This window comes from Nitratireductor aquibiodomus NL21 = JCM 21793 (assembly GCF_000615975.1).
Taxonomy (GTDB): domain Bacteria; phylum Pseudomonadota; class Alphaproteobacteria; order Rhizobiales; family Rhizobiaceae; genus Nitratireductor; species Nitratireductor aquibiodomus.
On sequence record NZ_BAMP01000124.1, the window covers coordinates 1 to 10,365 of the forward strand.

Annotated in this window: 12 protein-coding genes and 1 pseudogene; 7 read left to right on the plus strand and 6 right to left on the minus strand. The window is 63.4% G+C overall.

Annotated elements, in window-relative coordinates:
* Positions 1-577: 577 nt before the first annotated feature.
* Positions 578-1,948: a cytochrome P450 gene (locus JCM21793_RS21375; protein ID WP_025031662.1), complete on the minus strand. Its 1,371-nt coding sequence runs from the start codon at positions 1,946-1,948 to the stop codon at positions 578-580.
* 166 nt (positions 1,949-2,114) lie between these two features.
* Here JCM21793_RS21375 and JCM21793_RS21380 point away from each other — a divergent pair, with 166 nt between their 5' ends.
* Positions 2,115-2,312 carry a CsbD family protein gene (locus tag JCM21793_RS21380; protein WP_007008094.1) on the plus strand — a complete coding sequence of 66 codons (198 nt, stop codon included), beginning with the start codon at positions 2,115-2,117 and terminating at the stop codon, positions 2,310-2,312.
* A gap of 76 nt (positions 2,313-2,388) precedes the next feature.
* On the opposite strand, the gene JCM21793_RS29375 is transcribed toward JCM21793_RS21380, so the two are convergent.
* Together JCM21793_RS29375 and JCM21793_RS21390 are read right to left on the minus strand one after the other, a co-directional pair.
* Positions 2,389-2,595, minus strand: coding sequence for a hypothetical protein (locus tag JCM21793_RS29375; RefSeq protein ID WP_155983509.1), 207 nt, complete (start codon positions 2,593-2,595; stop codon positions 2,389-2,391).
* Between the two features lie 110 nt (positions 2,596-2,705).
* Complete coding sequence (locus JCM21793_RS21390) at positions 2,706-3,782, minus strand: zinc ABC transporter substrate-binding protein (protein WP_025031663.1); 1,077 nt, start codon at positions 3,780-3,782, stop codon at positions 2,706-2,708.
* 156 nt (positions 3,783-3,938) lie between these two features.
* Between JCM21793_RS21390 and JCM21793_RS21395 the strand changes: the two genes are divergently transcribed.
* The 6 genes from JCM21793_RS21395 (at position 3,939) to JCM21793_RS21420 (ending at position 8,142) form a co-directional block, all read left to right on the plus strand.
* Positions 3,939-4,814, plus strand: coding sequence for an ATP-binding cassette domain-containing protein (locus JCM21793_RS21395; RefSeq protein WP_025031664.1), 876 nt, complete (start codon positions 3,939-3,941; stop codon positions 4,812-4,814).
* Complete coding sequence (znuB, locus tag JCM21793_RS21400; protein WP_025031665.1) at positions 4,804-5,625, plus strand: zinc ABC transporter permease subunit ZnuB; 822 nt, start codon at positions 4,804-4,806, stop codon at positions 5,623-5,625. Before JCM21793_RS21395 ends, znuB begins: the two co-directional genes overlap by 11 nt.
* Positions 5,622-6,017 (plus strand): Fur family transcriptional regulator, encoded by a 396-nt coding sequence (locus tag JCM21793_RS21405; RefSeq protein WP_007008088.1) that lies wholly within the window; start codon positions 5,622-5,624, stop codon positions 6,015-6,017. Before znuB ends, JCM21793_RS21405 begins: the two co-directional genes overlap by 4 nt.
* A 92-nt stretch (positions 6,018-6,109) precedes the next feature.
* On the plus strand, positions 6,110-6,553 hold the full coding sequence (locus JCM21793_RS21410) for an Rrf2 family transcriptional regulator (RefSeq protein ID WP_025031666.1): 444 nt from the start codon (positions 6,110-6,112) through the stop codon (positions 6,551-6,553).
* A 3-nt stretch (positions 6,554-6,556) separates the two neighbouring features.
* Entirely contained in the window at positions 6,557-7,444 is an 888-nt protein-coding gene (locus JCM21793_RS21415; RefSeq protein WP_025031667.1) for an NAD(P)/FAD-dependent oxidoreductase, read from the plus strand.
* 8 nt (positions 7,445-7,452) lie between these two features.
* Entirely contained in the window at positions 7,453-8,142 is a 690-nt protein-coding gene (locus JCM21793_RS21420) for a class I SAM-dependent methyltransferase (RefSeq protein ID WP_025031668.1), read from the plus strand.
* On the opposite strand, the gene JCM21793_RS21425 is transcribed toward JCM21793_RS21420, so the two are convergent.
* From JCM21793_RS21425 to JCM21793_RS30700, 3 genes and pseudogenes are all read right to left on the minus strand, one after another.
* Positions 8,135-8,677: a P-loop NTPase family protein gene (locus tag JCM21793_RS21425; RefSeq protein WP_025031669.1), complete on the minus strand. Its 543-nt coding sequence runs from the start codon at positions 8,675-8,677 to the stop codon at positions 8,135-8,137. The genes JCM21793_RS21420 and JCM21793_RS21425 overlap by 8 nt on opposite strands.
* A 102-nt stretch (positions 8,678-8,779) precedes the next feature.
* Positions 8,780-10,111: a histidinol dehydrogenase gene (gene hisD / locus JCM21793_RS21430; RefSeq protein WP_025031670.1), complete on the minus strand. Its 1,332-nt coding sequence runs from the start codon at positions 10,109-10,111 to the stop codon at positions 8,780-8,782.
* 85 nt (positions 10,112-10,196) lie between these two features.
* Positions 10,197-10,365 (minus strand): annotated as a pseudogene (locus tag JCM21793_RS30700) (GNAT family N-acetyltransferase); the annotation flags it as partial.

Genomic DNA, 10,365 nt, shown 5'->3' on the forward strand with positions numbered 1-10,365 from the left:
GGTTCCGCCGGGGTTTGCATCGTTCGGGAAACGGGGCGCGTTTTTCGTGCCTCTCTGTTGTGAAATAAGTGGCGCGAAAAGCGCGCCCCGCCGGCCGCTGTCCCGACTGCCGACCGGTCACTCGGGCGATCTGTGCCCTAGCGGCTTTTCCGCAACCGGTCTGAAACCGGCCGCCGGCCTTTCGCGGGCCCTCACAGGCCTCGGGTTACCGAACCCGAGGGGGAGGCTGCCGTCGCTCCTCCTGATCCCCGGCTCCGGACCCGGTTCCCGACAGGGGCGATGGGTGGGAGTGTAGTGGAGGTTTTGGGGTGGGGGAGAAAAGAGCGAATAGGGAGTGGCGAATAGCGAGTAGGGAACGCACTTCAATCACGTCTTCATCCCATGGCTTGACCATGGGAGCCATGCCGTTGCGCTGGTGATGAGGGGGCGGGTGAGAAAAATTGCGTGTCGCCTTGAAGGACGGCGGTTTATCCCCGGCGCTACGGGATGCATCCTCGGGTCAAGCCCGAGGATGCGAAGGTTTGGGGGGATGTGGGCAGAAAGCGGCTCTGGTGGTGATCCTTATCCTGATGCGGTTTCAGCGCCGCGACACGCGCATCGGCAGGCCGCCCTGGGGCTGGGTGGTGAGCTTTTGAACCGGCCAGGGCTTCGTTTCGGGCAGCGTGTCGAAGCGGAAGCGGGAGAGGAGGATGGCGAGCGCTATGACGGCCTCCTGCATGGCGAAAGTGGCGCCGATGCACACGCGCGGGCCGGCGCCGAAGGGCAGATATTGATAGCGGTCGAGCTTTTCGCGGTTCCCAGGGTGGAAACGCGACGGCATGAAGGCATCCGGCTCCGCCCATAACAGCCGGTGGCGATGGACCGTCCACGGCATGACGAGCACCTGCGCGCCCTTGACGATGGTGAAATCGCGGTAGCGATCCTCGGCCAGCGCCTCGCGGTTGATGGAGGGCGCGGGCGGATAAAGCCGCATCGCCTCCTCGAAGGCGGCGCGGGTGAAGGGCATGGCATCGAGCCAGCGAACGGGATCGGGTTCGCGGGCGAGCACCGCGTCGATCTCGGCCTCGATCTTTTCACGCTCCCACGGGGCCGAGGCGAGGCAGTAGATCGCCCAGCCGAGTGCGCGCGCCGTGGTTTCGTGGCCGGCACCGATGAAGGTGATGATGTTGTCCTCGATCTCCGCACGGGTGAGGCCTTCCGGCCCTTCGGCGCGCAGGAGAAGGGTGAGGAAATCTTCCGGCACGTCGTGGCCGGACGCCATCTTCTCGCGGCGCATGGCCATCGTCTCGGCGACGATGTCGCGGAAGAATTTCAGCGAATTGCGGCCCAGAAGACGCGTGATGCGCGGGAGCCAGTCGGGCGCGCCCAGAAGATCGAGCGGGTCGACGCGGCCCATGGTCTCAAACAGACGATCCACCTGATAGGCGAAACTGCCGGGCTCGCCGGCGATCTCGCCGGAAAAAAGCGTCTCGGCGAGAATGTCGAAGGTGAGAAGGGTCATGTCGCGCGAGACGTCGACGGGCTCGTCTGCGTTTTCGTATCGCGCGACGAAGGCCTGGGTGCGCTCAAGCATCGGTCTGGCGAAGCCGGCGATGTGGCGCGGGGTGAAGACCGGCGCCATGGCCTTGCGCGAGCGGCGCCAGACCGCGCCTTCGGCCGTCAGGAGCCCGTCGCGCAGGATGGGGCGCAGGATCTTCTGGCGCACGCGGGCCATCCTGTAGTTTTTCGCGTTGTCAACGAGGACATGGCGGATGAGGCCCGGATCATTGGCGATGACGAGCGGGCCGCCGATCGTGTTGTCGATGGAAATCCACGGTTCGTTGTAGGAGGGCTCGCCCCACAGTTCGAGCGGGTTGCGATAGACAATGCGCATCATCTCGAAGGTGGAGGGCGGGCTGGTGCGCGGGCGCGGCGCAGGCGGCACGAAAGGCGCGGGCTGGCTTTCCATAGAGGTTTCCTTTCCCCCCTCAATCTAAGGGTGGCTGCACCCGCATTCAAACCCGATGGCGGCGAAAACAAATGCGGGAACCACATCACGTCTCGCGCATTATCGAGCCACCTAGGCCGATGACTTCAACCGGAGTGCACTCCATTCAGATGCGGAAGGAACCGTCATGAATTGGAATCAGATCGAAGGCAATTGGGAACAGTTCAAGGGTAAGGTCCAGCAGAACTGGGGCAAGCTCACCAATGACGATCTGGATGTCGTTCGCGGCAACCGGAAGGAACTCGCCGGCAAGCTACAGGAACGCTACGGCAAAGCCCAGGAAGAGGCCGAGCGCGAGATCGACGACTGGCTTTCCCGTCACTGATCGAACCATGGCATGAGAATGCAAAGCCCCGCCGGAAAGAAAGGCGGGGCTTTTTTTTTGCGCGGCTGGCCCGCGATCAGTGGTTTTCGTGGCTTTCGCCCGAGCCGCCAACGGCGACGATGCTGTAGGGCATGCCCTCGACCGCATGGACAACGCTCTTGAGCGGGTGCAGTGGCCTCGATATCGGCATGGTCGCCATGGTGCAGTGAACGGCGCCCGGAACAGGCACTGTCTGAACCGGGCGCCCGCCTGACCCTGGGGGCTTGTGTGCCAGGCGATCCATCTGGCTTTGCCAGCCGCAGGCAGGGATGGCTCACCGTTTCGCGGAAACGCTGACGCGGTGGGGCCCCAATCCCCAGCAATCGCGGAAAGAAGCCTGCCCCCGCTTTTTCCTTACTTCGCCAGGCAACCCCTGAAGGAAGCCGCCATGCCGCGCATCAGGTCGAAATAGAGATCCGGGCCATCGGCGATCTCGGCACCGAGCGGATCGAGAACACCGGATCTGGCATTGGTCCCCTCGGTGACGACTTCCACGAGACGTGGCTCGAACTGGGGTTCGGCGAAAACGCAGGCAGCGTCTAGTTCGCTCACCTTTGTGCGGATTTCATCCACCCGCTGTGCGCCCGGGATGACTTCCGGGCTGACGGTGATGGACCCGGCCGCGGCAAGGCCGAAGTGCTTTTCGAAATACTGATAGGCATCGTGGAAGACGATGAAGGGACGCTCTTTCACCGGCTCCAGCCCGGTTGCGATTTCCGCTTCCAGCGCCTCAATGCGCTCGTTGAGCCTTGCAGCATTGGCGGCGTAGGTCGAGGCATTTTCGGCGTCGGCTTCGCTCAGGGCCTCGGCGACGGCATTGACGATGCTTTTCGCATTTTCCGGGTCGAGCCAGATATGCGCGTCCGGGCCATGATCGTGGTGATCGTGTCCCTCATGTGCATGGTCCTCGTGGGCGTGATCCTTCTCACCCTCCTCATGATCGTGCCCATCGTCATGAGCATGTTTTTCCTCGTGATCATGGCCTTCTTCATGGTCATGGCCAGCTTGGTGCGCCTCGTGATCATCTTCATCGCCGTGGGAATGCGCTTCGAACGCCCCGCCCTTGCGCATGTCGATAAGAGTGATGCCCTCACTCTCGGAGAGGCTCACCAGCTTTGCCTCGCCCGCCAGCGTCTCAAGAGGCTTCGCCAGAAAGACCTCCATACTGGGGCCGACCCAGAACACGACATCGGCGCCGGCCAGCATGCGCGCCTGGGAGGGACGCATGGAATAGGTGTGCGGCGAGCCGGCGCCCTGCAGGATGAGCTGCGGCTCGCCGACACCTTCCATCACCCCGGCCACCAGGGAGTGTACCGGCTTGATGGAAGCTACGACCTCCAGATCGGCTGCGGAAGCGCCGGTTGTCCCGGCTGAAGCAAGCAGCGTGAGGGCGGATGCTGCGGCAGCGAGGGAAAGGCGAAACGATTTCATGACTGGCTCCTGTCAGGCGTCGAACGAACAATCGGACATGTAGCCACAACGCCGGCTCCCCACTTGGCCCGTGCCGACACAAATGTTATGATATTACACATCCTTGCGTTACGCTATAACGTGTGCCATATCCGCTGACAAGTCGGAAATATTCACATGCTGGAAAAATCAAAATCATTGGCACAGACCTCCAGTGACACGCTGGTGGAGATGCACAATGCCGGGATCAGCCGTGGCGGGCGCTGGCTGGTGCGCGGGGTCGATCTTTCGGTGCGGCGGGGCGAGATCGTGACGCTGATCGGGCCCAACGGCTCTGGCAAGAGCACAACGGCCAGGACGGCCATCGGCATCCTCCAGCCGAGCGAAGGTCATGTGCACCGGGCGAGCACGCTGAGAGTGGGCTATGTGCCGCAGAAAGTGGCGCTCGACTGGACGCTTCCGCTCAGCGTGGAGCGGCTGATGACGCTGACGGCACCGGCAGGCAGGCAGGAGATCCGTACCGCTCTTGAGGCTGCGGGCGTGGGACATCTGGCGGAGCGGCAGGTGGCTGCCCTTTCCGGTGGCGAATTCCAGCGCGCGCTGCTGGCGCGGGCCATGCTGCGCAAGCCGGACCTCCTGGTGCTCGACGAGCCGGTTCAGGGCGTGGATTTCACGGGCGAGGTGGCGCTCTACGAGCTGATCCGCGACATAAGGGACCGGACGGGCTGCGGCATACTGATGATCTCGCACGATCTGCACATCGTGATGGCCGACACCGACACGGTGATCTGCCTGAACGGCCATGTGTGCTGCCGCGGCGAGCCGCAGAGCGTGATGGACAGCCCCGAGTACCGAAAGCTCTTTGGCACGCGCGCCGCAGAATCGCTGGCGCTTTATCGCCACCATCATGACCACACGCATCTCCCTGATGGCCGTGTGCGCCATGCGGATGGTACAATCACCGAGCACTGTCACAAGGATGACGGTCACCACCACCACGACCACCATGCGGAAGCCGAAGCGCCGGTAAAGGGGAGTAGCGATGCTCGATGATTTCTTTATCCGCGCGCTTGTCGCCGGTATCGGCCTTGCCCTGGTGACGGGGCCGCTCGGCTGTTTCGTCGTGTGGCGGCGTATGGCCTATTTCGGCGACACGATGGCGCATTCCGCACTTCTGGGCGTGGCGCTCTCGCTGGTGATGGAGATCAACCTCATGGTGGGCGTGTTCCTGGTGGCGGCGCTTGCCTCGCTGGCGCTCATCTTTCTGGAACGGCGGCGGGCGCTTTCCACTGATGCGCTGCTCGGCATCCTGTCGCATTCCACCCTTGCGCTCGGCCTTGTCATGGTCGCCTTCATGACCTGGGTGCGGGTGGACCTGATGGGCTTTCTGTTTGGCGACATTCTCGCGGTGTCGAAGGCCGATATTGCGGTGATCTATGCCGGGGGAGCGGCGGTGACTGCCCTGCTCGTCTGGCTGTGGCGGCCGCTTCTGGCAGCCACGGTCAACCCCGACATCGCGCAGGCAGAGGGGTTGAAGCCCGAACGCTCGCGCCTCGTCTTCATGCTGTTGATGGCGGCGGTGATTGCCATTGCCATGAAGCTTGTGGGCATCCTGCTCATCACCGCACTGCTGATCATCCCGGCGGCCACGGCGCGCCGCTTTGCCAGCGGGCCGGAGGTCATGGCCGTGCTCGCCGCACTGATCGGTGCATTTTCGGTTGTCGGCGGGCTGACGGCGTCGCTGCAATTCGATACACCTTCTGGACCGTCCATCGTGGTGGCGGCGCTTGTGCTCTTCCTTCTGAGCCTGACGCCCTCACCCGTGGCGAAAGGTGAAGCGCCCTCCACGGAGACAAAACCATGAGTGCCGATCTTACACGCAACCAGGCGCTGGTAATGAAAACGCTTTCCGGTGCCGAAGCTCCGCTCAGCGCCTACACGATCCTCGACCGGCTTCGCGGCGACGGGCTGCGCGCGCCGCTGCAGGTCTATCGCGCGCTCGAAAAACTGACGGAGCTGGGGCTGGTGCACCGGCTGGAGAGCCTCAACGCCTTCGTCGCCTGCGCGCACCCCAACTGCCATGAACAGGAGCTGATCGCCTTCGCCATCTGCGAGGACTGCGGCAAGGTGGAAGAGTTTTCCGACGACGTGGTGAAGGACCGGCTGGACGGCTGGACCCGCTCGCACGGTTTCAGGCCGGCCAAGACGACAATCGAGATTCGTGGCAATTGCGGCGGGTGTGCGGGCAAGGCCTGATCCCTGCCCGCCGGCTCACGCCTTCAAACACTTCCTGATTGCAATTTTGATACCCCTTGACGCATGCCTCTAATCGTAACTACATAAGTTACATGAAACGAGACAGCCGCCTTTCCTCCGTCCTGCACGCGCTGCTTCACATGCACGAAGCGGACGGGCCGATGACATCCGAGACGCTGGCCAAATGCCTTGGCACCAATCCCGTGGTCGTGCGGCGCACGATGGGGCTGTTGCGCAAGACGGGGATCGTGACGTCGGATCGCGGGCCGGCCGGCGGGTGGCGCATCGCGGCAGACCTCAGAACCGTCACACTCCGGCAGTTGCATGCTGCCCTCGGCGAGCCCGCATTCTTTGCCATCGGAAACCGCAATGAGACGCCCGAATGCCTGGTGGAGCAGGCGGTCAATGCAGCGCTCGACGACACATTCATCAAGGCAGAAGCGCTGCTTCTGGAACGTTTTTCACAAATCACACTTGCCGACCTCGCCGCCGACTTCTCCCGCCGGTACGCCGAGCGCCGCAGGCAGGGGGCCTAGCACATGGAACAGGATGTCATCATCATCGGCGGCAGCTATGCCGGCATGGCCGCGGCGCTGCAGCTTGCAAGAGCGCGGCGCCGGGTGCTGGTGGTTGATGCGGGCGAAAGACGAAACCGCGCGGCCAGACACTCCCACGGATTTCTGAGCCGCGACGGCGACGATCCGGCACAGATCGCGCTGGAGGCCCGGCGTCAATTGCAGGCATATCCAACCGTGAGCGTAATCGCCGCCCGGGCCACTGCCGTTTCCGGCGAGCGCGACCGGTTTGTCGTCGAATGCGCAGACGGCGCGCACCATCCCGGCCGCCGGGTGATCTTTGCCACCGGCGTGCGCGACCATCTGCCGGCCATCGAGGGCATGGCAGAGCGTTGGGGCCGCCACATTTTCCATTGCCCCTACTGCCATGGCTATGAGCTGAACCAGGGGCGCATTGGCGTGATTGGCAGCGGCGCAATGTCGACCCATCAGGCCGAGCTTCTGACCGAGTGGGGTGAGGTCACCTTCCTGCCCAACGACGCGCTGGCGCTCGATCCGGACACAAGGGAGAGGCTCATCCAGCGTGGTGCAAACATCGAAACGACCGGCATTGCACGCATCGCCAATGACGCGGATGTGGAACTTGCGGACGGGCGGGTTCTCACTTTTTCGGGGCTCTTTGTGGCGCCGCGGGTGGAGCCGGCCAGCAACCTTCCAGTAGCGCTTGGCTGTGCACTTGAGGAGACGCCGATGGGGACGCAGGTCGAAACGGATGCGTCCAAGGAAACCAGCGTGTCGGGCGCCTTTGCCTGCGGCGATGTCGCGCTGGTGCCGCATTCCGTTTCGCTTGCCGTGGCGGACGGGGCGATGGCCGGCGCGCAGGTTCATCGCTCGCTGGTCTGGCCCGGATAGGACGTGACATGCCTCCTTCACAAATGACAGCCACGACTTCGGCAGACGGGTATGAGGACCGGGTGATGCGGCAGGTTCCGGGCCTTGCCGACATGCATCGCATGGCCGGTATTCTTCTGGCAGAGCATATTCCGCAGAAGGGCCGCGTTCTTGTGCTGGGTGCGGGCGGCGGAGTTGAGCTTCGGGCCTTCGCGCTCGCCCATCCCGGCTGGCGCTTCGAGGGAGTGGACCCTTCTGCCGATATGCTGGCGCTGGCCCGTGCCACGCTTGGCGACCTGCAAAACCGGGTTACCTTCCACCAGGGCTATATCGAGGACGCACCCGAGAAGCGTTTCGATGGCGCTTCATGCTTCCTCACCCTGCATTTTCTGCCGCGCGAGGCCCGGCTCGACACGCTGCGGACGCTGCATTCCCGGCTTCAGCCCGGAGCGCCGCTTGTCGTGGCACATCACAGCTTTCCCATCGAAACGCCAGCCGGCGAACGCTGGCTCAGGCGCAATGCGGCCTTTCACGCAGCATCGGGTGAGGTATCGGGCAAGGTGATGGCCCAGATCGCGGCGATGCGGCAGAACCTGCCCGCATTGGCACCGGAGGAAGACGAAGCCCTGCTGGCGGAAGCCGGTTTCGGCGATATCGAGCTATTCTATGCGGGCTTCAGCTTCAGGGGCTGGGTGTGCCGCGCGCTCCCCGCTATCTGACCGGGGACTGAAGCTCCCAGGCGCAGTACAGATCGTTCAGCGCGCGGGCCGACTGGCATTCAACCGCGGGCAAGCCGGACCTCCGCACAACATCTGCGTATTTGGCATCGCTGTTGCGGGTCTTGACGAGGATCCAGTGGATCATCTCCCATTTGATGCTGTCCTGCGCGCCTTCCAGATGCCCGGCGCGGTCAGCCCGGTTGACCAGCGTGCGCTTCAGATAGCGCCCGATGCGCAGCCACGGGCTGGATGTGATGAGGATGATGCCGGTGGCGCGGGCCAGCCGCTGCGGCATGAGGCGGGAGTAGTTTCCCTCCATCACCCAGCTTTCTTCCTCGATCGCCGCATCGTGCAAAGCTCTGAACTCGGCCTCCGGCCGCGTCTGCCAGTCGGTGCCCGGCAGATGCTGTAGCTGATCGAGATGGACTGCCGGAAGACCAAGCTTTTCGGACAGGGCGAGAGCCAGCGTTGATTTACCCGCATTGGACGGGCCGAGAATGACAATGCGCTCGCCGAGCGATGCAAGGGGCAACATGAGAACACCGGTGGGTTGCAAGGGGCGGTTGCAATGCGCTTTGCGGGTGGTTCTGTCAAGCGTTGTGTGCTGGTTGCGTTTCCTTGAAGGCCGCTTCGCGCCCTACTCGCCCTTCTCCACGTGATTGTTCCTGAGTTTCGTTACCGCATTTCCATGGGCGTCGAAGCCCTCATAGCGGGCAAAGCGCAGCGTGTGGGGGGCGAATTCGGCATAACCCTGCGCGGTTACATGGCCAATGGACGAGGTTTTCATGAAATCGTGCACGCCGAGCGGGGAATGCGCGCGCGCCATGCCCGAAGTGGGCAGAACGGCGTTCGGCCCCATGGCATAATTGGCCATGGAGCCTGCTGCATGTTCGCCGAGCAGGATCTCCGATGCGTTGCGCACGCACGACAGATACTCGAAGGGCGTCTTAGACAGGATCTGCAGGTGCTCCGGCGCGTAATCGTTGACGAAGTCGAACGCCTGTTCGGGCGTGTCCGCGAGCACAATGCCGCCGCTCGTACCGCCGAGCACATCGGAGGAATAGCGCACGCGCTCGGCATTCATCTCGGCCCAGTATTTCGGAAGCGCATCGCGCACCTTTTCCGCAATCTCGCGCGACCAGGTGACCAGAAAATTGGAGCTGTCGCTGCCGTGTTCGGCTTCGACCAAGAGATCGAGCGCCGCGATTTCGGGATCAGCTGTCTCATCGGCCAGGACGATACTCTCGGTGGGGCCGGCGGGGAGACGCGAAGCGATCTGGCCCTGAAGCAGGCGCTTGGCGGCGGCGATCCACGGGCTGCCCGGTCCCTCGAACTTGGCGCAACGTGGAATGGTTTCCGTGCCGTAGGCAGCGGCGGCGACGGCCTGACCGCCACCGGCCTTGTAGACATGCTTCACGCCAGCAATGCGCGCGGCAACCAGCGTTGCCGCATCCACCCTACCGTCGGGCCCGGGCGGGGTGAGCACGATGGGCATGGGCACTCCGGCAACCACGGCCGGGATCGCCGTCATGAGGGTCATCGAAGGGAACGTGCCCTTGCCGCGCGGCGAATAGAGCGCAACGCTGTCGATCGGCGTGGCGCGCTCGCCGACCAGAACGCCGGGGCGGATTTCCTTCATCCACATTTCTTCAGGCCGCTGCGCCTCGTGGAAACGGCGAATGTTGTCGGCGCAGAATTCCAGCGTCTCGATCATCTCCGGATCGAGCGTCTTGAAGGCAGCATCGAAATCTTCTTCCGTCGCGGCGATCGCGTCCGGCTCGACCTGCGCCTTGTCGAACAGGCGCGCAAAACGGGAAAGCGCCACATCGCCCTCCTTGCGCACCGCCTCGATGATGGGGGCGACATTTTCGAGGAAATGGGTGAGGTCGTCTTCCGTTCGCGTCAAGAGCGTCTTGCGCTCATCTGCGGACAGTTTTGACAATTCGTGCCAGGCGACGCGGTTCGACATTTTCACCCACCAGTTCAAAGGATGCGTTTGGGCGCCACGTATAAATGATTTTCGCGTGAGGCAAAGCCCCAGAGCGCAAAGCTGATCAGCGCAGCATGTCGCCATAGATGCCAGGGGTGGAGCCGGGGATCTCGATTGCGCCGCACTGGCTCTTGTAGAATTCGATGGGCCCGGCTCCGCCAATCACCGCATAGACATAGCCTGCATCGCGCATCGCCTGCAGCGTTGCCATGAGCAGCGCCGCCCCGACGCCG

What these genes read in the sequence shown, in the direction of transcription:
- znuB (WP_025031665.1), top strand. Translation starts at nt 4,804, where the DNA reads ATGCTCGATGATTTCTTTATCCGCGCGCTTGTCGCCGGTATCGGCCTT.
- JCM21793_RS21405 (WP_007008088.1), top strand. Translation starts at nt 5,622, where the DNA reads ATGAGTGCCGATCTTACACGCAACCAGGCGCTGGTAATGAAAACGCTT.
- JCM21793_RS21380 (WP_007008094.1), top strand. Translation starts at nt 2,115, where the DNA reads ATGAATTGGAATCAGATCGAAGGCAATTGGGAACAGTTCAAGGGTAAG.
- hisD (WP_025031670.1), bottom strand. Translation starts at nt 10,111, where the DNA reads ATGTCGAACCGCGTCGCCTGGCACGAATTGTCAAAACTGTCCGCAGAT.
- JCM21793_RS21420 (WP_025031668.1), top strand. Translation starts at nt 7,453, where the DNA reads ATGCCTCCTTCACAAATGACAGCCACGACTTCGGCAGACGGGTATGAG.
- JCM21793_RS21395 (WP_025031664.1), top strand. Translation starts at nt 3,939, where the DNA reads ATGCTGGAAAAATCAAAATCATTGGCACAGACCTCCAGTGACACGCTG.
- JCM21793_RS21415 (WP_025031667.1), top strand. Translation starts at nt 6,557, where the DNA reads ATGGAACAGGATGTCATCATCATCGGCGGCAGCTATGCCGGCATGGCC.
- JCM21793_RS21390 (WP_025031663.1), bottom strand. Translation starts at nt 3,782, where the DNA reads ATGAAATCGTTTCGCCTTTCCCTCGCTGCCGCAGCATCCGCCCTCACG.
- JCM21793_RS29375 (WP_155983509.1), bottom strand. Translation starts at nt 2,595, where the DNA reads ATGGATCGCCTGGCACACAAGCCCCCAGGGTCAGGCGGGCGCCCGGTT.
- JCM21793_RS21375 (WP_025031662.1), bottom strand. Translation starts at nt 1,948, where the DNA reads ATGGAAAGCCAGCCCGCGCCTTTCGTGCCGCCTGCGCCGCGCCCGCGC.
- JCM21793_RS21410 (WP_025031666.1), top strand. Translation starts at nt 6,110, where the DNA reads ATGAAACGAGACAGCCGCCTTTCCTCCGTCCTGCACGCGCTGCTTCAC.
- JCM21793_RS21425 (WP_025031669.1), bottom strand. Translation starts at nt 8,677, where the DNA reads ATGTTGCCCCTTGCATCGCTCGGCGAGCGCATTGTCATTCTCGGCCCG.